General features: G+C 58.7%; 16 protein-coding genes and 2 pseudogenes. 13 read left to right on the top strand and 5 right to left on the bottom strand.

Annotated features, from left to right (window positions below; genetic code table 11):
* Positions 1 to 22: 22 nt before the first annotated feature.
* Entirely contained in the window at positions 23 to 277 is a 255-nt protein-coding gene (locus tag MOQ67_RS16620) for an Lpp/OprI family alanine-zipper lipoprotein (protein ID WP_017845783.1), read from the top strand.
* Positions 278 to 599: 322 nt separating this feature from the next.
* Here the strand turns inward: MOQ67_RS16620 and MOQ67_RS16615 are convergent, their stop codons facing one another.
* Together MOQ67_RS16615 and arcD are read right to left on the bottom strand one after the other, a co-directional pair.
* Positions 600 to 1,142 (bottom strand): Hsp20/alpha crystallin family protein, encoded by a 543-nt coding sequence (locus MOQ67_RS16615; protein WP_017845784.1) that lies wholly within the window; start codon positions 1,140 to 1,142, stop codon positions 600 to 602.
* Between the two features lie 88 nt (positions 1,143 to 1,230).
* On the bottom strand, positions 1,231 to 2,721 hold the full coding sequence (arcD, locus tag MOQ67_RS16610) for an arginine-ornithine antiporter (RefSeq protein ID WP_057004100.1): 1,491 nt from the start codon (positions 2,719 to 2,721) through the stop codon (positions 1,231 to 1,233).
* 432 nt (positions 2,722 to 3,153) lie between these two features.
* On the opposite strand from arcD, the gene MOQ67_RS16605 reads away from it, so the two are divergent.
* The 4 genes from MOQ67_RS16605 to ppsA all read left to right on the top strand — a co-directional run bounded on the left by MOQ67_RS16605 (position 3,154) and on the right by ppsA (position 11,158).
* Entirely contained in the window at positions 3,154 to 4,359 is a 1,206-nt protein-coding gene (locus MOQ67_RS16605; RefSeq protein ID WP_198718244.1) for an acetate/propionate family kinase, read from the top strand.
* A gap of 24 nt (positions 4,360 to 4,383) precedes the next feature.
* A complete protein-coding gene (glgP, locus tag MOQ67_RS16600) occupies positions 4,384 to 6,885 on the top strand; it encodes an alpha-glucan family phosphorylase (RefSeq protein ID WP_198718245.1) in 2,502 nt (833 codons plus the stop codon).
* 230 nt (positions 6,886 to 7,115) lie between these two features.
* Complete coding sequence (gene glgA / locus MOQ67_RS16595) at positions 7,116 to 8,705, top strand: glycogen synthase GlgA (protein ID WP_198718246.1); 1,590 nt, start codon at positions 7,116 to 7,118, stop codon at positions 8,703 to 8,705.
* Positions 8,702 to 11,158, top strand: coding sequence for a phosphoenolpyruvate synthase (ppsA, locus tag MOQ67_RS16590; protein WP_198718247.1), 2,457 nt, complete (start codon positions 8,702 to 8,704; stop codon positions 11,156 to 11,158). Before glgA ends, ppsA begins: the two co-directional genes overlap by 4 nt.
* Positions 11,159 to 11,164: 6 nt before the next feature.
* On the opposite strand, the gene gstA is transcribed toward ppsA, so the two are convergent.
* A complete protein-coding gene (gene gstA / locus MOQ67_RS16585; protein ID WP_198718248.1) occupies positions 11,165 to 11,794 on the bottom strand; it encodes a glutathione transferase GstA in 630 nt (209 codons plus the stop codon).
* Between the two features lie 148 nt (positions 11,795 to 11,942).
* Here gstA and MOQ67_RS16580 point away from each other — a divergent pair, with 148 nt between their 5' ends.
* The 8 genes and pseudogenes from MOQ67_RS16580 (at position 11,943) to MOQ67_RS16545 (ending at position 19,794) form a co-directional block, all read left to right on the top strand.
* Positions 11,943 to 12,302, top strand: a complete 360-nt coding sequence (locus MOQ67_RS16580) for a winged helix-turn-helix transcriptional regulator (RefSeq protein WP_046489568.1) — start codon at positions 11,943 to 11,945, stop codon at positions 12,300 to 12,302.
* A 212-nt stretch (positions 12,303 to 12,514) separates the two neighbouring features.
* Positions 12,515 to 14,164 (top strand): flavin-containing monooxygenase, encoded by a 1,650-nt coding sequence (locus MOQ67_RS16575; RefSeq protein WP_102618221.1) that lies wholly within the window; start codon positions 12,515 to 12,517, stop codon positions 14,162 to 14,164.
* Between the two features lie 83 nt (positions 14,165 to 14,247).
* Entirely contained in the window at positions 14,248 to 15,297 is a 1,050-nt protein-coding gene (locus MOQ67_RS16570; RefSeq protein WP_193040401.1) for an alpha/beta fold hydrolase, read from the top strand.
* Positions 15,298 to 15,370: 73 nt separating this feature from the next.
* The gene (locus MOQ67_RS16565; protein WP_232925590.1) at positions 15,371 to 16,348 is read left to right on the top strand and encodes a transporter; all 978 of its coding nucleotides are present in this window, start codon (positions 15,371 to 15,373) and stop codon (positions 16,346 to 16,348) included.
* Positions 16,349 to 16,757: 409 nt separating this feature from the next.
* The gene (locus MOQ67_RS16560; protein ID WP_448675526.1) at positions 16,758 to 17,648 is read left to right on the top strand and encodes a helix-turn-helix domain-containing protein; all 891 of its coding nucleotides are present in this window, start codon (positions 16,758 to 16,760) and stop codon (positions 17,646 to 17,648) included.
* Positions 17,649 to 18,117: 469 nt separating this feature from the next.
* A pseudogene (locus tag MOQ67_RS16555) lies at positions 18,118 to 18,273 on the top strand (ATP-binding protein); the annotation flags it as partial.
* A gap of 57 nt (positions 18,274 to 18,330) precedes the next feature.
* On the top strand, positions 18,331 to 18,783 hold the full coding sequence (locus MOQ67_RS16550) for a hypothetical protein (RefSeq protein ID WP_126585261.1): 453 nt from the start codon (positions 18,331 to 18,333) through the stop codon (positions 18,781 to 18,783).
* Positions 18,784 to 19,257: 474 nt separating this feature from the next.
* Positions 19,258 to 19,794 (top strand): AAA family ATPase, encoded by a 537-nt coding sequence (locus MOQ67_RS16545; protein WP_232925446.1) that lies wholly within the window; start codon positions 19,258 to 19,260, stop codon positions 19,792 to 19,794.
* A gap of 66 nt (positions 19,795 to 19,860) precedes the next feature.
* Here MOQ67_RS16545 and MOQ67_RS16540 read toward each other — a convergent pair whose 3' ends face one another.
* On the bottom strand, positions 19,861 to 20,601 hold the full coding sequence (locus MOQ67_RS16540; protein WP_448675950.1) for a methyl-accepting chemotaxis protein: 741 nt from the start codon (positions 20,599 to 20,601) through the stop codon (positions 19,861 to 19,863).
* A gap of 123 nt (positions 20,602 to 20,724) precedes the next feature.
* A pseudogene (locus tag MOQ67_RS16535) lies at positions 20,725 to 21,021 on the bottom strand (HAMP domain-containing protein); the annotation flags it as partial.
* Positions 21,022 to 21,145: the final 124 nt, after the last annotated feature.

The raw sequence follows: 21,145 nt of genomic DNA, 5'->3' as shown, positions 1-21,145 counted from the left end.
ACGACCCTCAAGGAGAATACCCATGAATATGCGTTTACCCGTAGTGTTGCTCAGCGTCCTCCTCGCGTTATCGGCTGGTTGCAGTAACAAACCGGCCAAAGAACTGGATGCACGCCTGGAGGCTGCTCAAAGCACTGCGCTGTCGGCACGCGCCAGAGCCGATGAAGCCTACTCGAAAGCGGAGCAGGCGGCGATGGCGGCCAATCAGGCGCAACAGACTGCCGACCAGGCCAATGAGCGCGCCAGCCGGATGCTCGAAAAAGCCAGCCGCAAATAGTGAACGGTTGCAGCACCCGACACGTCGTCGGGTTTGCTGCAAGACAGCCGCAGGCCTGCAACCAGCCCTGCCAGGCAGCACATCTGGCACCTGCGCGTCGACTCAACAGCATTGGCTTGGTTTTCCCCGACTATCATCTCTTAGCGTAACGGACTGCCGCTGAACATGTGGCTTAGGCTGACGTTCGGCAGGCGTTACCTGTGCATTCGCACGCTCTTGAAGATCGAGCTGTTCGATATTTTCCGGGGATGAAGCGTTGAACCACTGCAGATAAAAAAAGCCCCTTGTCGGTTTCCCGCCAAGGGGCAGTGCCGCCTGGGATTCATTCGCCTTTGATCGGCACGACTTTATCCGCTTTCATGGCTTCTGGCTTTTTCGGCAACGAGATGCACAGCACGCCTTTGCTGAAACTCGCGTCGATCTTATCGGCATCAATACCTTTGGGCAGGTTGAACACCCGCTCGAAGGAACCGTAGTGACGCTCGCTAAGGTGGTAGCCTTTGCGTTTTTCTTCCTTGTCCTCCTGTTTCTCGCCTTTAATGATCAGGCTGCCGTTGGACAGTTTGACCTCAATGTCTTTCTGATCCATGCCGGGTACTTCGGCGGTGATCTCGTAGCTTTTGTCTTTCTCGGTGATGTCCACGGCAGGCATGCCATGGCCGATCAGCTCGCGACGCCAGAACGGTTCAACGTCGAACAGCCCCCGGCTGAAGGGCGACAGGCCGGAACCGAGATTGAAGTCATCAAACAGGTGGTCCACCTGTTGCCGCAGTTTTTCCAGCGGCCGCCACAGGTCTGTCGTCATGGGATGCTGGTCGGATTTGTGTTCGGTAGTGACCGGCATTTTTTTTGCGGAATTGCTCATCTTTCGGTACTCCTCTTCAGATAGAAGGCAGGCAGCAGAACGGCCTCTGCGCGGCCTGCCAGGACAGAACACGGGGGCAAGCCCATCGTTACAAGGTCAGCGTCCCCGACCACAGCATCCAGCCGGCATAGGCCGCGGCCGCCCAGATGATGATCAACAGGCCGGTCTCGGGACCGCTGAGCGCTTGTCCCTGACGGGCGCGCAGGGTGCCCAGGTAGATCAACGAGCCCGGGGCGTAGAGGAGGGCGCTGAGCAGCATGTATTTCGGCCCGGCGGCATAGAGCAACCACATGCAATACAGCGTGGCGACGGCCGCGATGGCCATGTCGCGCAATTGCAGGCCGCGGTGGCCGGCATAGGTGTCACCCTTCCAGGTCAGTTTCAGCGCATACAGGCCGCTGAACAGGTACGGCAATAGAATCATCGAGGTGGCCAGGGAGATCAGCGCGAGATAGGTAGCGCTCGAATACAAGGTCAGCAGCAGGAACAATTGAATGCAGCCGTTGGTCAGCCACAGCGCATTGGCTGGCGCGCCTTGGGTGTTTTCCACGCCCAGCGAGACAGGCATGACCTTTTCCTTGGCGGGCGTGAACACCGACTCGGCCGCCAGCAACGTCCAGGCGAGCAGGGCGCCGCCGACCGAAACAATCAGGCCGATGCTGATCAGCACTGCGCCCCATGGCCCGGCCGCGGCCTGCAGCACGCCCGCCATCGAGGGGTTCTTCAAGGCGGCGAGTTCCGGTTGTTTGAGCACCCCCAGCGACAGCAAGGACACCGAAATCAGCAGCAACAACGTGATGACAAAACCGATCACCGTGGCCCGCCCGACATTGGCCCGCTCCGCCGCACGGGCAGAAAACACGTTGGCGCCCTCGATCCCGATAAACACCCAAACGGTAACCAGCATCGTGCTTTTGACTTGATCGAGCGTACTGCCCAACGCCGGCGAGCCCCAGAAGTCGACAGTGAACGTTTCACGCTGGAACGCGGCGATCACCAGGCCGATGAACAACAGCAACGGCACGATCTTCGCGACCGTCGTCAACGCATTGGCCCGCGCAGCGGTGCGCAAGCCCCTGAGGATCATCCAGTGCAACGCCCACAACACCACGGACGCACCGGCGATCGCCGCCTTGTTATTGCCTTCGCCAAACACCGGGAAGAAGTAACTCAGCGCAGCGAACAGGATCACCAGGTAACTGACGTTGCCGATCCAGGCACTGATCCAATAACCCCAGGCGGAGTTGAAGCTCAGGTATTCGCCACCCAGCGCACGCGCATAGGCAAACACACCGTTGTCCAGCGCGGGCTGGCGGTTGGACAGGGTCTGATAGACCAGCGCCAGCGACAGCATGCCGACGCCGGTGATCAACCAACCGATCAGAATCGCACCGGCGCCCGCACTGGCGGCCATGTTTTGCGGCAGGCTGAAAATGCCGCTGCCGATCATCGAACCGACCACCAGGGCAATCAACAAGCTCAGCGACAAGCGCTTGGGTTCTACCTTGCGCAGACTGCCTGCCACGGGTTGGACAGCCGGCGGGACGATCGGTTGAGAGCCTTGCAGATGCGTAGCCATGACGAGCCTCCACGAAAACGTGAGTATCTGCACCGTCGAATGCGAGGGTGCGACTGCTGCATCTAATTTCTGCGCGAAGGGGCTGGGTCTGGTTGATTTAGATCAGATGTAAGTGTCTGCGGATCAGTCGCAATACTTAACTGATTGAATTGTTTTTCAAAAAAAAATTTCCCGCGGGTGTTTTCGTCGTTAAACGCCAAAGTGTTGTTCGTCAATGATATTGATGCGCCAGGAAAGCGCTGAACCGTAACGGGAACGTTTTATTGAGGAAGGTCAAGCAGCCGCGCCCCGTGGATGCCAGGATAAGGCCAACCTGGGGCAAGGTTCCCTGTAACCTCATCGAGTGTCGAGGCGGCCCATGATGCGAGCATTACGGTTACTGCTTGGCGGCTTCCGTCAGGCCGTGGATTCCCCGGCGTTGTGGAGCCGCGCATGATGGATGCCCCTTGCCCGGCGTTGTTGGTGCTGAATGCGGGCTCTTCAACCCTCAAGTTTTCCCTTTACTTCGTGGCGGCACCCACGGTCCATTGCCTGGGCAGCGGCATGATTGAAGTGCGCCAGGGCAGGGCAACGCTGGTGTATCAGGCCCCAGGATCCGAGGCCGAACATCAGGAGCAATGGCGCGCCGACAGTTGCATGGACGCAGTTTCCCTGGGCAACCTGATGCGTTGGCTGGGCAGCAACAGCCAATGGCAGATTGTCGGCGCGGCGCATCGGGTGGTCCATGGCGGCGCCCGTCGGGAAGTGGCTGCGCGGGTCGATAGCGCGCTGATCGACGAGATACAACGACTGATTCCAATGGCACCGTTGCACCAGCCCTTGTGCCTGGCACCGATTCTCCATATGGCCCGTGAGCATCCCGAGCTGCCTCAGGTGGCCTGCTTCGACACTGCCTTTCACCACACACTCGACCCGCTGGAAACCTTGTACGGCCTGCCCCGGGCACTGAGCGAGGCGGGCCTGCGGCGTTACGGCTTCCATGGTTTGTCCTACGAGTACATTGCCGGGGTCCTGGCGGATTACGACCCGCGCGCGGCGGCCGGGCGCACCCTGGTCGCACACCTGGGCAACGGTGCCAGCCTGTGCGCGATGCGTAACCGCATCAGTTGCGGCACCACCATGGGGTTTTCCACCCTGGACGGGCTGTTGATGGGCACCCGCCCGGGCAACCTGGACCCCGGCATCGTGCTGTACCTGCTGCGCGAACGCGGCATGAGCGCGGCGGCGGTCGAACACCTGCTGTACCACGAGTCCGGATTGCTGGGCGTCTCTGGCGGTGTGGCGAGTGACATGCGGACGCTGCTGGCCAGCCACGCCGAAGGGGCCGCGCAGGCCGTTGAGTTGTTTGTACGGCGTGCCGTCAAGGAGATCGGCGCGCTGGCCGCATTGCTCGGCGGGCTCGACGCGTTGGTGTTCACCGGCGGCATTGGCGAACATGCACCCACCGTGCGTGACGGGATTCTCGACGGTTGCGCCTGGTTAGGCGTAACCCGCAACCAGCACCCGCCCACCGGAGCCTGCCTGACGACGCCGGACAGCCCGGTATCGGCCTGGGTCATCGCCACTGATGAAAATGCCGTCATCGCTCGACACAGCCTGGCCTTGCTGCCGGCGCCGGCATCGAGCGAGGCGCTTTAGCCACTATCGCCTTGAGGTGTCGACGTGTATGCATTCTTGCCACGCGAACTGCCAGAGCAGTTGCGCGCATTGACCGAGCTTGCGCTTAACCTGCGCTGGACCTGGAACCATGCGCTCGATGAGCTCTGGAAAAGCATCGACCCGCAGCTGTGGGAGCGTACCCACAACCCCTGGTTGATACTGCAGAACACCTCGCCGCACCGGCTAGGAGAACTCTGCCGAGATGCGACGTTCTCGCAAACCCTCGCGCACGCCATCGAAGAGCATCGGCACTACCTCAGCGAGCCGGGTTGGTATGCGCAGCAGACAAGCGCCGGCGATTCCAAGCGGATCGCCTACTTCAGCATGGAATTCGGCCTGAGCGAGGCGCTGGCGCTTTATGCCGGCGGGCTCGGTGTGCTGGCCGGGGATTACCTGAAGACGGCAAGCGACATGGGCGTACCGGTGCTCGGGGTGGGGTTGCTCTATCAGGAAGGCTATTTTCGACAATCCATCGACGCGATGGGGCGCCAGCAGGAGGCCTACCCCTATAACGACCCCACCAGCCTGCCGATCCAGCCGACGTTTGGACAGGACGGCGCGTGGTTGAAAATCCCCTTGGCGCTTCCCGGCCGGACCCTGTATTTACGCGTGTGGCAGGCCATCGTCGGGCGTACCAGCCTGTACCTGCTCGACAGTAATGACCTGCTCAACGGCGCCAGCGACCGTGGCATCACCTCGAAGTTGTACGGCGGCGGTTCGGAGATGCGCTTGCTGCAGGAAGTGGTGCTTGGCATCGGCGGCTGGGCCACACTCGAAGCGTTGGCGATCAATGTCGATGTGTGCCACCTCAACGAAGGTCATGCTGCACTGCTGGTGCTGGAGCGTGCCCGGCGCTTCATGCATCAGAAGGGCACATCGTTCCAGGAAGCCTGGTGGGCGACGCGGGCAGGCAACGTGTTTACGACCCATACGCCAGTGGCTGCGGGTTTCGATGTGTTTTCCGCGGAACTGGTACTCAAGTATGCCCGCGGCTATCTCGACGACTGCCGCCTCACATCGCACGAGTTGCTGGCGTTGGGCCGACGCAATCCGTCGGATGCGGATGAACCCTTCAACATGGCTTTTCTGGCGCTGCGTGGGTGCGCTCAAGCCAATGGCGTGAGCCGCTTGCACGGCGAGGTCAGCCGACGGCTATTCAGCGATTTGTATCCCCGCTGGCCTGTTCAAGAGATACCGGTGGGGCATGTCACCAACGGTGTGCATGTGCCGTCCTGGGACTCAATGTGGTCCGATCATCTGTGGACCACAAGCTGCGGCAAGGAGCGTTGGCGCGGCGCAGTCGAGTTGCTGCCGGCGACGGTCGCCAACAATGACGACGAGGCCTTGTGGAACATGGCTGCCGAGCAACGGCGCGACCTGGTGAACTATGCGCGCAAGCGCCTGGCCTGGCAGCTCGAGCAGCGTGGCGAGTCGGCGCAGCAGGTGGCGGAGGGCGGGCAGGTGTTTGACCCCAACTGCCTCACGCTCGGGTTTGCGCGACGCTTCACCGACTATAAGCGCCCGAACCTGCTGCTGCACGACAGCGACCGCCTGGCGCGGCTGTTAACCAACGAGCAGCATCCGGTACAACTGCTCATCGCTGGCAAGGCTCATCCCGCCGATGAGCGCGGCAAGCAACTGATCCAGGCATGGCTCGACTTCGTGCATCGCCCGGGGCTGCGCCGGCATGTGGTGTTCCTGGAAGACTACGACCTGGAAATGGCCCAACACCTGGTGCAAGGCGTCGATGTCTGGATCAACACCCCGCGTCGGCCCTGGGAAGCCTGCGGCACCAGTGGCATGAAGGTGCTCGTCAACGGCGGGTTGAACCTCTCGGAACTCGATGGTTGGTGGGCACAAGCGTACCAGCCCGCCTATGGCTGGGCGATCGGGGATGACGCGCCGAGCGATGACGACGTCGACGCCGAGCGCTTGTACGGCCTGTTGGAAAACGAGGTCGTCCCCACGTTCTATTCACGCGATGCACAGGGTATTCCACGCGACTGGGTGCAACGCATGCGCGCCAGCATGTCGCAGCTGGGGCCGTACTACAGCAGCAATCGCATGCTGCAGGAATACCTGGAACATCTTTACCAACCGGCGATTCAGGCGTTTCGACGCCGCCGCGAGGATAACGCGGCACTGGCGCGCACGCTCCATGCCTGGCAGAAGGCGCTGACGGCGGCCTGGGACAATATTCACTTCGGCGCGGTCGAGGGGCATCGCGATGGCGACTGCCTGTGCGTTCGCGTGCCGGTCTATTTGGGTGAGATCTCGCCTCTGTGGGTCAAGGTGGAACTCTATGGCGGCCTGTGCGACGAGTACCCCGCAGAGTGCTTGCTGATGAAAGCCGTCGATGTGATTCCGGGCGCCATCCAGGGTTATATCTATTCCATTTCGGTCGCTGCCACGCGCCCACTGGAGCACTACACTCCGAGGGTTCGCGCCTGGCACGCGGATGCCTTTCTGCCAGCGGAAAACCCATTGATTGCGTGGCAGCGTTGAGCTGCGATGCGCCTATTGTCAGCGAGCCAAACCGGGGTAAAGCCTGGCGGCCAATAGCAGAAGAACGGTGAACACCGAGAGCATCACCTATCGCAACGAGCGCTGTCCCACGCGGCAGCAAAGCGCATTTGTTGATAAAGATCAGAGGCCATCGGGAGCAACCCCAGATACTCATGCGACCGACTTAACCGTCTCCCCGCACTCTCGACTCAACAAAAAGGAAAAGGATCATGGGCACAGCCGCCATTTCCCCGCAGGCTGAACGTTTCAACCTGCCGGTCAGTGAATGGGTTACCTCGACTGTTGATCCGCTGGCGCTAGCGCCGGTTTCGCTGCCCATTACCAGCGTGGCGGCCAGGGCCAAGGTCCTGTTCGTGACCTCCGAATTGGCCGGCCTCGTGAAAACCGGCGGGCTCGGCGATGTATCGGCGGCATTGCCCCGGGCCCTGCATCCCCTGCACGATGTGCGCGTGTTGATGCCGGGTTACCCGCAAGTGCTCAACAGCGGAAATCCGGTCCATGTGATCAGCGAGCTGGAGGGCCATGCGGCATTGCCGGCGTGCAAGATCGGGCGGATGGACATGACGGATGGCCTGGTCATTTACCTGGTGATCTGTCCTGAACTGTATGAGCGTGAAGGCACTCCTTACGGGGATAACAATGGCCGTGACTGGCCGGATAACCATATCCGGTTTGCCCGTCTTGGCCTGGCAGCGGCCGACTTCGCCGCAGGCGCGGTGAAGTGCCAGTGGCGTCCGGAGCTGGTACACGCGCATGATTGGCCGGCCGGCCTCGCGCCGGCGTACATGCGCTGGCGTGGGCAGGCCACGCCGAGCATTTTCACCATCCATAACCTTGCCTATCAAGGCATGGTCAGCAGCGGTTCCCGGCGCGAACTGGGCATCCCCGAGCACGCGCTGGCCTCGGACGGTATGGAGTTCTACGGCAAGCTCTCATTGCTCAAGGCCGGCATGGCCTATGCCAACCACATCACCACCGTCAGCGCGACCTACGCCCGGGAAATCACCACGCCAGCGTTCGGTTGCGGCCTGGACGGCTTTCTGCAGAGCAAAGCCGAACAAGGGCTGCTCAGCGGCATTGCCAATGGTATCGACGCCAGTTGGGACGCCGAAACCGATGAGCACTTGATCTGCCGGTTTGCCGCTAACGATTGGCTCGGCAAGGCGGTGAACGCCCACTATGTCCGTCAGTTGTTCAATCTCAAGCCGTCGACGGGGCCTCTGTTCGCGGTGGTATCGCGCCTGGTCTTCCAGAAAGGCCTGGATCTGACCATTGGCGTTGCCGGGCACATCGTCAGGCAGGGCGGGCAGATCGTCATCATCGGCCGTGGCGAACCGCAGGAAGAGGAGGCCGCACGGGAGCTGGCCCAGCGCTTCCCGGGCCAGGTCGGTGTGCTTATCGGCTTCAACGAAACGGATGCCCGGCGCATGTTTGCCGGCAGTGACTTCCTGCTCATGCCGTCGCGCTATGAACCGTGCGGCCTGAGCCAGATGTATGCGCAGCGTTTCGGCTCATTACCGGTAGCCCGTAATACCGGTGGGCTGGCCGACACGATCGAAGATGGCGTGAGCGGTTTTCTGTTCGAGGAGCCCACCGTGGAAAGCTACGCGGCAGCACTGACGCGGGCGATCAAGGTGTTCGCCAACCCTGAGCTGCTCAATGCAATGCGCTGCCGCGCCATGCGCAAGCCGTTCGATTGGCACCAAGCCATAAAGCCTTACAGCGCCCTGTATCTGCGATTGCTGAAGGCCAATCGGGTATCCCTGGCGGCCCCCTCACTCAATGGAGAGATATCGTGACCCATTCACAGCCGCACATTCGTTGGTTCAAGGACTTGGGTATCAACGACGTCGCACAGGTCGGTGGCAAGAACGCCTCGCTGGGAGAGATGTACCAGAACCTGACAGGCCAGGGCATCCGCGTACCCAACGGGTTTGCCGTTACTTCAGACGCGTACCGTTATGTCCTTGAGCACAACAAGGCGTGGGCGCCGCTGCATGCCGCGCTCGACGGCCTCGACCCCAACGACATCAAGGACCTGCAAGCCCGCGGCAAACGGGCGCGGGCGATTGTGTATGGCTGTACGCTGCCGGAAGACCTGAAGAGCGCGATACTGCACAGCTACGCCCAGCTCAAGCGCGAATACGGCAACAGCCTTTCACTGGCCGTGCGCTCCTCGGCAACCGCCGAGGACTCGCCGCAGGCCTCATTTGCCGGGCAGAACGAGACCTATCTCAATATCGCCAATGAAGATGCGCTGCTCGATGCCTACAAGCGTTGCCTGGCCTCGAACTTCACCGATCGGTCGATCCATTACAAATACGACAACGGCTTTGATTGCTTCAAAGTCGATCTCGCCGTCGTCATCATGAAAATGGTGCGCAGTGATCTCGGTGCCAGCGGCGTGATGTTTTCCCTGGATACGGAAACCGGCTTCAAGGATGTCGTGTTCATCAACGCCGCGTGGGGGCTTGGGGAGAATGTGGTGCAGGGCGCGCTGGCCCCGGACAGTTTCTACGTACACAAACCCAGCTTCGTCGCCGGTTATCGTGGCGTGCTCAAGCGTAGCCTGGGCAGCAAAGAAAAGAAGATGGTGTTTACCGATACCCTCAATACCGGGAACATCGCGCAGGAGTACACCGCGAATATCGAAACACCCGACGAAGAACAAACGCGCTTTTGCCTCTCTGACGGGGACGTGATGGTCCTGGCTGACTATGCCATCAAGGTTGAAAACCACTATTCGAGCAAAGCCGGTTTCTACAAACCCATGGACATGGAGTGGGCGAAAGACGGGATCGATGGCCACTTGTATATGGTCCAGGCGCGCCCCGAAACGGTGGCCTCGCAGAAAAAAGGCAGCGTGCTGCAGATCTATCACCTCAAGCAACGCTCGCCAGTGCTGCTCAAGGGGAAGGCGGTCGGCACCCGCATCGGCGCCGGGAAGGCCCGTATCGTCAACGACGTGAAACAGCTCAGCGAGTTTCAACCGGGCGAAGTGCTGGTCTCCGAAGCCACGACTCCGGATTGGGAACCGGTGATGAAAACCGCCGCCGCGATTGTGACGAACCGCGGCGGACGCACCTGCCACGCGGCCATCGTGGCGCGCGAGCTGGGTATTCCCGCGATCGTGGGCGCCACCAATGCGGCAGCGACAATCAAAACCGGCGCCTTGTTGACCGTCAGTTGCGCCGAAGGCGAAATCGGAACGGTCTACGACGGCATCCTGGATTTTGATGTCGAGGAAACGGACCTCAGCCAACTCGGGCATCCCGACACGCACATCATGATGAACCTGGCCAACCCCGACCAGGCCTTCAGCCTGGCCTCGCTGCCGGTCGACGGTATCGGTCTGGCGCGCATGGAGTTCATCATCAATGAATGCATCAAGGTCCATCCGATGGCCCTTGTCCACCCGGAAAAGCTGGATGACGCCACCCGTGAAAAAATCGACGTGCTGAGCGCCGCGCATGCAGACCCTACGGATTTTTTCATCAAGACCTTGGCCGAAGGCGTCGCCACCATTGCCGCAGCGGTGTACCCAAAACCGTGCGTGGTACGCATGAGCGACTTCAAGAGCAATGAGTACGCGACCCTGCTGGGTGGGCAGTATTTCGAGCCGGTAGAACACAACCCGATGATCGGTTTTCGCGGCGCGTCCCGGTACAGCCATCCGGCTTATGCCGAAGGGTTTGCGCTGGAGTGCGCGGCGATGAAATGGGCGCGCGAACACATTGGCCTCACCAACATCAAGTTGATGATCCCGTTTTGCCGCACCGTGGCGGAGGGCGAAAGGGTATTGGCGACCATGGCCAGCCATGGCCTGCAGCGCGGAGAAAACGGGCTGGAGGTCTACATCATGTGCGAAATACCCAACAACGTGATCCAGATCGACGCGTTCGCCAAACTGTTCGACGGCTTCTCGATCGGTTCCAACGACCTGACCCAGTTGACGCTCGGCGTGGACCGCGACTCGGAAATCGTCGCCTTCGATTTCGATGAGCGCGACCCGGGCGTCAAGCAGATGATTCGCCTGGCGGTAGAAGGCGCCAAGCGTAACGGCCGACACTCGGGAATCTGCGGGCAGGCGCCGTCGGATTATCCCGAGATGGCGGAGTTTTTGGTGTCGATTGGCATCGACTCAATGAGCCTCAGCCCGGATGCGGTGCTGGCGACGATTCGGCATGTGCTGGCGGTGCAGACGCAGCGGTTACCGAGCGATGAGGCCGAGCGGGGCAACATCGGCACGTGAGGCCTTTCACGCAAGGCCTTCGTCTCGCAATGCTTTGCGCACCGCAGGACGCACCTTGACCCGGTCATACCAGGCCCGGAGGTTATGCAAGTGCTCGAAGTGGATGTCGGCCTTGTAATAGCTGGTCAGCCAAGAGGCCTGGCCCCAGTCGGTCAATGCGAACAGATAGGCATCCGCCACCGTGAAGGCATCGCCCATGAGGTATGGACGGGTACTCAATTGTTCGTCGATCCAGGCGAAGCGCTTTTCCAGCTTTGGCTTGGCAGTCTCGACGTATTGACCTGCGAGTGTGGCGTACAACAGCGGAATGTAGCCCTTGTGAATCTCAGACGACAGGAAGCTCAGCCATTCCTGAAGTCGGTATCGATCGAGGGTGCCATGAGCGGGAACCAGCCCAAGCGCCGGCTTCAGGTCGCCCAAATACTGCACGATTGCCGGGCCTTCACGCAGGAGCGTGCCATCGTCCAGCTCGATGGCGGGTACGTAGCCCAGACGGTTGACCTCGAAGTAGTTGGCGCCCGATTCGGTAAGGTGCGTCTTGTGATCGACCTTGATCAGCGTGGCATCGAGCCCCAATTCATTCAGAACGATGTGGGGCGAAAGCGAGCAAGACGCGGGAATGTAGTACAACTTCATTGGCAAACTCCAGAACAGGGGGAGCGCTGTCAATCCAATGGAGAGCGCGCTTCAGCTGATTCTAGATGCCCGGTATAAAATAGGAAGAACGCACTATTTTGTAGTATAGGTACAAAAAATATACCTACACCCGGCCAGGACTCTGACCATGAAAGACAACATCTCCGGCTGCTCGGTCGAAGAAGCGATGCGTTTGTTGGGTGGCCGCTGGCGCCTGCTTCTTGCGTCCTACCTGCTCGATGGGCCGAAGCGTTTTAATGCGCTGAGGCGCGACATTCCGGCTATTTCGCAACGCATGCTGACCCTCGATTTGCGCGCCCTTGAGCAAGCCGGGCTGGTCAAACGGACGGTATTCCCCACCGTGCCCGTGACGGTTGAGTACGAACTCACCGTGGACGGGCGACGGTTGGAACCGGTCGTTGCGGTAATGAAAGAGTTTGGGCTGTGGGTCAAGAGTCGCCCATGCGAGGTGATACAGGTTGCCAGCCGCGAGTCGGATGCGCTTTAGCGGGAGCTCGCGGGGGCCTCAATCAGACGGGTCTTCCGATCTGGTGTAGGCCTCGACGAAGCCCGGTTAATCGCACCGGATTGTTCAAGCTATTCACCATTTCCTTCAAGAGTAGAACGCGCCTCGGTTGTTATCGTTTATCCGTGCCTTAAGCATTGCCTGGCAGCAAGTAAGTAAAGGCAAATATAAACATAACAATATGAGGCTTCAAAATGAGTGCTCAATCTAAACTCGCCGCTGTGTCTGCCGAAAACGGCAAAGTCACGTACTTGGACGCAATGGTGATTGGTGCAGGGGTAGCTGGCCTCTACCAGTTGTATCGACTTCGTGAGATGGGCTTGACGGTCCGCGCCTACGATACGGCTTCCGGAGTGGGCGGCACATGGTATTGGAATCGTTACCCCGGTGCGCGGTTTGACTCTCAGGCAGAAATTTATCAGTACTGGTTCTCTGAAGAACTCTATAAGTCCTGGCAACCCACCGAGCGTTTCCCGGCTCAGCCCGAAACAGAGCAGTGGCTGAACTTCGTCGCGAATCGGCTCGACCTCAAGAAAGATATCCAGTTCAACACCCGCATCGCTGCCGCGCACTTCTGCGAAGAGAGCGGGCACTGGAGGGTGACAACCGAGGCCGGCGAAACGATCAATACGCAATATCTGATCTCTTGCTGCGGGATGCTGTCCGCTCCGCTGTCCGATCGGTTCCCCGGCCAAACCGACTTCAACGGTCAGATCTATCACACCGGCCTGTGGCCAAAAGACCCCGTGGACTTCAACGGCAAGCGCGTGGCCGTGGTAGGCACTGGCGCCACCGGTATTCAGGTGATCCAGACCATCGCTCCGGCGGTGGGATCGATGAAGGTCTTCGTGCGTACCCCGCAGTATGTGATTCCGATGAGGAACCCTAAGTACAGCAAAGAAGACTGGGAAAAGTGGGGCACCCAATTCCACCAGCTCAAGAAGCGCGTGCGAGAGACCTTTGCCGGTTTCGACTATGACTTCGACGCCGGCCCCTGGGCCGAGAAAACCCCCGACGAGCGACAAGCCGTGCTTGAACAACTCTGGGAGGATGGCTCTTTGGCCATGTGGCTGGCGTCGTTTCCCGAAATGTTCTTTGACGAACAGGTCAATGAAGTCGTGTCGGAGTTCGTGCGTATCAAGATGCGTGAGCGCCTGCAGTCGAGGCCAGATCTCTGCAACCTGCTGATCCCGACCGACTATGGCTTCGGCACCCATCGCGTACCGCTGGAAAGCAAGTACCTTGAAGTCTATCTGCAACCCAACGTCGAGGCGGTCGACTGCAAGCAGTCGCCGATCGAGCGCATTGTGCCGGAGGGGATCCAGACCGCGGATGGAAAGATTCACGAGGTAGACATCATCGTGCTGGCCGTGGGTTTCGATGCAGGCTCCGGCGCACTCAGCCGGATCGACATTCGAGGGCGCGATAACCGGTCGTTGAGGGAGCAGTGGAAACAAGAAATCCGTACATCGATGGGGCTGCAGATCCATGGCTACCCCAACCTGTTCACCACCGGTGCGCCGTTGGCACCGTCGGCGGCACTTTGCAACATGACCACTTGCCTGCAGCAGCAGGTGGACTGGATCACCGGATGCATTGAGTTTGCCATCCAGCACGGCAAACAAGTCGTGGAAGCCTCCAAAGAGTTCGAGGACGACTGGGTACAGCATCACGACGAGACGGCGGCGAAGACCCTGGTCGTCAAAACCGACTCTTGGTACATGGGCTCCAACGTCGATGGAAAACCGCGCCGACTTGTATCGTATATCGGCGGCGTCGGTAATTATCATCGCCGCTGCGACGAAATAGCCGCACAGGGTTACCCAGGCTTTGAAATGGCTTGAGGTCGAACGACTGCTCATTGATTGCAGCTGTCACTCCGACTCTCTATTGCGCCGTGACAGCTGGATATTCGAGGTAACCTGAAATGAACAACTATTACTCCCAGGAACATCACGGTCCTTTTGAACTGATCAACATCGGAGCGCTTCAGCTTGAAGAAGGCTCGTGCATTCCTGAATGTCAGCTGGCCGTAGCCGTACATGGCACCCTGAACGCCGACAAGACTAACGCCATACTGGTTCCCACTTGGTATTCCGGCACAAGCAAGGCGATGGAGCAGATCTACATCGGCGAAGGGCGGGCGCTGGACCCTGCGAAATACTGCATCATCGTCGTCAACCAGATCGGTAACGGTCTTTCCAGCTCTGCGAGTAACACCGGCGGTTCATTGGCTGGCCCTGGGTTCCCGAATGTCAGAATTGGCGATGACGTCAGTGCCCAGCACACATTGCTCACCGAATACTTTGGCATCGAGAGCCTGGCGTTAGTGCTCGGGGGATCGATGGGCGCACAGCAAACCTACGAGTGGGCCGTGCGCTATCCAGACTTTGTCAAACGCGCCGCAGCCATAGCGGGCACCGCGCGCAATAGCGAACATGACTTCCTGTTCAGCGAAATACTGATTGATGCGATAACCACCGATCCGGCCTTCCGGGCTGGCTTATACGGCTCATCGGCGGCAGTGGCGGCCGGGCTCAAGCGCCACGCGAAAGTTTGGACATTGATGGGCTGGAGTACCGCGTTCTTCCGCGCCGAGCGGCATAAGGCGCTGGGTTTCGAGTCGATGCAGGTATTCGTCGACAGCTTTATGACGAACTACTTTGCGGCAATGGACCCTAACAACCTCCTGACCATGGCCTGGAAATGGCAACGGGGCGATGTCAGTCGAAACACGGGCGGTGATCTTGCGGCGGCCCTGGGGCGAATCCGAGCGAAAACCTATGTCATGCCCATCTCACATGACCAGTTCTTTACCGTGGACGATTGTCTGTCGGAGCAGAAAATGATCCCGAACAGCGAGTTCAGGCCATTGCAATCAATCGACGGTCACCTCGGACTTTTTGGCACCGATACGCAAATGCTCAATCAACTGGACGCCCATCTGGCAGAGCTGCTTTCGTCCCCGACACATTGAAACAAGCTTCAAAAAAATAGCACAGGGCACCTGTGCTAGACCCAGAACAATTTTAAAAAAAACAGGGTTGAAGATGAAAATAATAACAACAGCACATGCTTTGCGCGCGGCCAATACGCTCAAGTCGAGTTCTGCTGCTAGCGTCGACTGCCTGAGGAAAAACAATAGCCACTGCCGAATTATGTATGCGTTTCAGTTGGCGACTTTAATGCTTGGTCTACAACTTCCGATTGTGTGCCACGCACTGGATGTCGATCCTGGCGACTATACGCCAATGCCAGACGGCACACAGCTCGGGCTGCTGTATTTACAGCATGCAGAACGCCATGATTATTACGTGCGCGGCAATCAGTTAAGCGACAAATATAACCTGTACTCGGATGTCAGTATTCTGAGGGGGGTCAGCTATCAAGCGTTTGCAGGCGTCCTGACGAATATCCAACTGCTATTGCCTTTTGGCCACCTGTCGGCCGGTGGCGATATAAAAGGCATGGGCAGCGAAAGCGGAATGGGCGATCCGATTCTGGCCAATGCGGTCTGGATCCATCAGGACCCTTCAACAAACCGCGCATTGGCCGTCACTCAATATCTTTTTTTGCCAATAGGCGACTACAACAAGAATAAAGAGTTGAATATTGGGGAGAACCGATGGAAGTATGTCTTGCAGGGCGGATACATGCACGGCATCGGCAGCCGCGTCATTCTGGATTTCGTCGCTGACGTGACTTTTTTCGGCGACAACGATCGTTATTCCTCCCGCGACCTGACGCTGAAGCAGGACCCGCAGTATCAGATGCAGGGATTCATCAGGTACATGTTCAGTGAGCGCGCGGCTATGCATGTCGGTTATTCCCGGCTATGGGGCGGGCAGAGGAAAGTTGACGGAACCGAACTGGAAGATGAAAGCCGTCAAGCAAAAATAGTGCTGGGCGGGTCTTATTTCGTGACGCCGAAAGCTCAGTTGCTTGCGACATTGGGGCGAGACCTTTCAGTTGAAAATGGCTTCAAGGAAGAGTCTCGCGTCAATCTTCGATTGCTTTACGTATTCTAAGTCACTGAGCAACGCCGGCTACGCCAGGAAAATCAGCGAAGACATCACCAGGGCGGTGGTGGCCTGACAGCCGTCGCTCCGTTGCGAGAATCACTTCTCGCAGCCCCTTTACGGCCGCCCGGCGGTGGCCGTTTTTTTAGCGGGGCGGGAAACGTCCGCAACCTTCAACCCATGCAAATCATCTCGGTCACGCTTTATAGCCATTTAATCCCTGTGTTCGGTTTTTTATAATCACTTAAGTCGCATAACGTTGGATATTTTTTTCGACACTGCTCATCCCATGCTAGTATTCTGGTGAGCTGTAAATACTAATAAAAACAATACTCCACGGCCATCTCTCGAGTGCTTTCAAATTTGCGTAGGAGCGCAATAAGAGCCAAGGTGACGGCCCTCAAGTGAGACTTCAAGTATGCCGACCGTCATTACCCCAAAGGAACTTCTCAAGTGGGTGCCAGGCGTAGTTCTCAGCTCAAGCGAAGAACTCGGATGGAAAGATATGCAGCAACGCTCATATCGATATAAAGGTCAGGACGTCCTCATTCCACCCCTTGATCATTTCATGATCGTTTATTACTTTGGCGGCCACACACCAATGGATCGTTGTGTGGATGAGGGCTGGACACGTACCGCTTGCGCGCCGGGCGATATTTCCCTGCTTACGATGTCACAGGACTCCCATTGGAACTGGACGCAAGACATTGATGTTTCTCATCTCTATCTTTCCAATGCGCTGATGTCTCGTGTGGCCATGGATGTTATGGAGCGTCCGATTGAAGAGGTGCGCCTGCATGATCTGCTCCGTACCCAAGACACGATCCTCACGGCTATTGTCGGCGCAATTACCAATGAAGTAAGAAGTCGTGGGATTGGTGGCGCATTGTATGTGGAAGCCTTGAGCATGCAGTTGGCCATTCACCTTCTACGGCATTACGCCAGTGTCACCTTTAAAGAGTCCAGTGCACCTGGGCGGCTGTCGCAACAGCAAAAAAAGTACTTGCTCGAGTTCATCGATGCTCATCTGGAAGAGTCCATACGCCTGGACGAAATGGCCGATGCCGTAGGGTTGGGCGTCTGGACATTTTCCAGGAAATTCAGCGAATCGTTCGACTGTTCGCCACACACCTTTGTTACCGAGCAGCGCATCGAACGGGCCAAGCGAATGCTGTACAGCGGCACACTGTCGATTAAGGAAATTGCCTATCATTGTGGGTTTTCAGATCAGGCGCATTTGACCCGCGTCCTGCGCAGCAAACTCGGTGTAACGCCTACGCAACTAAGGAAAACAAACAACCTGGAATAGTGTTCTTACAACGATCGGAAAGTAATTTTCTGCTTCGCCGAACTACCATCAACGAAGTCAAGCCATCGCCGGCCAACGGCTACCGGAAAGAAACATGGACCTTTTAGATATTCTATCCTCGGCTGTCGTAACCGTATTGGTGGTGGCACTGATCGCACTTAGGCGCACGGACAGGAAAATCCCGATCGAAGACATCCCTCGGGAGCGTGCCAAGTGGGAAGAGAAAGTTCGCGGTAAGTCCCGGTCAGCCCTCACACGGCGCCCACTCGCACCCTCTATTCCAGAACCGTATGTGCCTCGCGAATCCGCAACCGTCGCCGAGGCCCCATCGGAGCCAGGCGATAAAACATAACGCCGGTATCCCGCGACGGCGAGCAGCGCGTTAACCCGCTGAAATGGTCAGAACGTCTGGCCCATGGAAAACTGGAACACCTGTTTATCCGCGTTCTCCGGCGTGCGAATCGGATATGCCAGCGTCGGCTTTGGCCTGGGCTTGGCCATCGCCGCGCGGGCAGTGCAGATGCACGGCGGCAGCATCGCGGCACGCAATGAGTCAGGCGGCGGGCTGACCGTGGAGGTCAACCTGCACAACGCGCGATCTTTACACGACATTACATTGGCTTGACCGCCCTGTACGTCGCCGCTCATTAGACTTGTCGCCATTGTTTGAGCGGAGGTGGCGATGTTTCAGGTGCATAAAAAGGGCTTTGTGCCCGGCAGGAAAATGGTCGATGGCCTGGTCCCGTATGACTTCTTTTGTGAAGACAGCCCGACGATCAATATCTTCGTGTTTACCGGCGCCGCCACCCCCGACGCAACCGTCGAGGAGCAGACGCTGTGGGGCTTCACCCGCCTGGAGCGGTCCGAGGCGATGACCAACGCGCTGGTGAGCAACAAGCAACACGCCGGCTGGTTTCAAAGCGTGAATGTACTGACCGGGCCCAACCAGAACGGCACGCAAAGCGTGAAATTCCAGCGCGTGCTGAAAATCATCAAACACGCCAGCAGCACGCAAAAAGTCGACTATGAGATTCTGACCGACGAAGGCGACACCTACTTCACCCGGCAAACCGTTGCGGCGAACAGCGCGCAAACCGTCATCTATTCGGCGGAGTCGTCCGCTCGTAGCGCGTGATTATCTCACGGGCCTGGCGGGCGTGAGGCGCGCCTGTTCATCCAGTCACGCGTGTTACCTCTGTCCAAGACACCTTACTTTTTTTCGCGCTATCGATCACCGTTCAGTCGCCCATTAAGCGTTTTTACGTGACTGGTACGGTTACAGCACGCGCAGACTTAATGAGAGCCCCAAGTATCGCGGGCCATGTTGCCAACATGCTTATCGGCTTCTGACGACACAGCACACAACGGGATCTTCATTCTGGCTGACGTCGCCCATAACACCTATTACGTCGCATTGAACCAGCAGTGGCTAGAGCCGTTCTACCTGTCCCAGGTGGCGTTTCTTGTCGCGGTTCTTCTACTTTCGCCTATTGCCTGGAACTTCACCCGTCGTCGCGTAGCACTAATCAACACGATTCGATTGTGAAGTGTTCCAATGAGGGGCAGCGTCGCTCAGTATGATCAGGATGTTCAATGCGCAGGGGCTCCTATGCAGCGTGTCATGATTATTGGCCAACCAGGGTCAGGCAAAAGTACGCTGGCTCGGGCGATGGGCAAGCACACAGGTCTTCCGGTCATTCATATCGACACGATCCATTGGCAACCGGGATGGGTTGAGCGAAACGCTGATGAGAAGACTCGCCTTTGTCACGAGGCCGAGGCTCGCGATCAGTGGATTTTTGAAGGGGGCCATTCGGCCACCTGGGATAACCGTATTGCCAGAGCCGACCTCTTAATATGGATTGATCGGTCGCCGGTACTTCGGTTTTGGCGTGTGTTTCTTAGAACTTTGACCCAGCGTGGTAGCACTCGCCCCGACCTTCCAGAGGATTGCCCAGAGCAGCTAAAGAACCTTCTAGCGCTTTTCAACTTCATGTGGACTACCCGTAAATCGGCGCGTGCCAAGATGAGGCAGCTTGCGGCAACGGCGCCCTCAACATGTCGCGTCGTCTGTCTGCGATCCAACCGCCAAACCAGGCAATTTCTATCGAGTATTCGGGACGTGCGTTGCGGACAGTCGTCGTGAAAAGTCCAGGTTCCGACAAAGCCGCTGCGTGCATGCCCTAAGCCGGCGTGTGTCTTACGCCAAGGATCAAGTCCGAAAGCGTCCCACCAGCCCGCTCAGCTCCGCAGCCAAGCGTGACAGCGCATGGCTCGCTGCGTTGGTCTGCAAGGCGCCCGCCGCGGATTGCGCCGACAGGTCGCGGATCGCCAACAGGTTGCTGTCGACCTCACGGGCAACCTGGGCCTGTTCTTCGGCGGCACTGGCAATCACCAGGTTGCGCTCGTTGATCTGGCCGATGGCCGCGAAGATATCCTCCAGCACCACCCCCGACGCCTGCGTGATTTCCAGCGTGCCTTGCGCCCGCGCCGTGCTGCTGCGCATCGAATCCACCGCGTGTTCGGCAGTGCTCTGCACGCTGGCAATCATCTGTTCGATCTCGCGGGTCGATTCCTGGGTGCGGTAGGCGAGGGTGCGTACCTCGTCGGCCACGACAGCAAACCCCCGACCGGCTTCACCGGCCCGGGCCGCTTCGATCGCCGCGTTGAGGGCCAGCAGGTTGGTCTGCTCCGAGACGGCCCGGATCACGTCGAGCACCTTGCCGATGTTGCGCACTTCATCGGCGAGGTGCTGGATACGCTCGGCGCTGCCCTGGATTTCGGCGGTCATCGATTGCGTACCGCTGATGTTTTCGCGTACCTGCTGACGGCTCTTTTCCGACAGCGTATTGGAGGCGGTGGCCGCTTGCGAAGTCGACACCGCGTTGCGCGCCACCTCTTCGACCGCACTGGTCATCTGGTTCACCGCGGTCGCGGCCTGTTCCAGCTGCATGTCCTGCTGCTGGAGGCCACGGTTGCTTTCTTCGGTGACGGCGTTGAGTTCTTCAGCGGCTGAGGCCAACTGCGTTGCTGAGTCAGCGATCTGGATCAGTGTTTCACGCTGGCTGGCCTGCATGCGTTGCAGTTCAAGGAACAATTCGCCAATTTCGTTGCGGCCAGGCGAGACGACTTCGCGGGTCAGATCGCCCCCGGCAATGCGCTTGAAGTGCTCGCCGGCCGCGCGCAATGGGCGCAGGACGGTGCCCGAGATGAATACCCAGCAGACGACAGCGAGTGCCAGGGTCAGCAGGATCAAGGCAATGGCCAGGGTTTGCGAAGTCTGCAGCCGCGCAGCCGCCTCCGTGTTGATCTCCTGGGCACGGGCATCCAACGCGCCGACCAGCTTCACGCGAATCTCCTGAAGCTTGGTCATGCTGTTGCCGGCATCGATGTTGACTTGAAAATACTCTTCGGCGGAGCGCGCGCGCGTGGCGGCGCGTTGTCCGACGATGGCCGTGCCGTATACGGCGAACGCACGCTTGAGATCTTCGGCGAGG

It is taken from the genome of Pseudomonas sp. LY-1 (assembly GCF_053502595.1).
Note: the sequence above shows the minus strand (reverse complement) of the source record. Positions and strands in the feature narration are given on the sequence as shown.

Coding starts and splice junctions, on each gene's coding strand:
- MOQ67_RS16560 (WP_448675526.1), top strand. CDS start 16,758: ATGCCGACCGTCATTACCCCAAAGGAACTTCTCAAGTGGGTGCCAGGC.
- MOQ67_RS16575 (WP_102618221.1), top strand. CDS start 12,515: ATGAGTGCTCAATCTAAACTCGCCGCTGTGTCTGCCGAAAACGGCAAA.
- MOQ67_RS16620 (WP_017845783.1), top strand. CDS start 23: ATGAATATGCGTTTACCCGTAGTGTTGCTCAGCGTCCTCCTCGCGTTA.
- arcD (WP_057004100.1), bottom strand. CDS start 2,721: ATGGCTACGCATCTGCAAGGCTCTCAACCGATCGTCCCGCCGGCTGTC.
- MOQ67_RS16605 (WP_198718244.1), top strand. CDS start 3,154: ATGATGGATGCCCCTTGCCCGGCGTTGTTGGTGCTGAATGCGGGCTCT.
- MOQ67_RS16570 (WP_193040401.1), top strand. CDS start 14,248: ATGAACAACTATTACTCCCAGGAACATCACGGTCCTTTTGAACTGATC.
- MOQ67_RS16580 (WP_046489568.1), top strand. CDS start 11,943: ATGAAAGACAACATCTCCGGCTGCTCGGTCGAAGAAGCGATGCGTTTG.
- glgA (WP_198718246.1), top strand. CDS start 7,116: ATGGGCACAGCCGCCATTTCCCCGCAGGCTGAACGTTTCAACCTGCCG.
- gstA (WP_198718248.1), bottom strand. CDS start 11,794: ATGAAGTTGTACTACATTCCCGCGTCTTGCTCGCTTTCGCCCCACATC.
- MOQ67_RS16540 (WP_448675950.1), bottom strand. CDS start 20,601: ATGCAGCTGGAACAGGCCGCGACCGCGGTGAACCAGATGACCAGTGCG.
- MOQ67_RS16565 (WP_232925590.1), top strand. CDS start 15,371: ATGAAAATAATAACAACAGCACATGCTTTGCGCGCGGCCAATACGCTC.
- MOQ67_RS16615 (WP_017845784.1), bottom strand. CDS start 1,142: ATGAGCAATTCCGCAAAAAAAATGCCGGTCACTACCGAACACAAATCC.
- MOQ67_RS16545 (WP_232925446.1), top strand. CDS start 19,258: ATGCAGCGTGTCATGATTATTGGCCAACCAGGGTCAGGCAAAAGTACG.
- MOQ67_RS16550 (WP_126585261.1), top strand. CDS start 18,331: ATGTTTCAGGTGCATAAAAAGGGCTTTGTGCCCGGCAGGAAAATGGTC.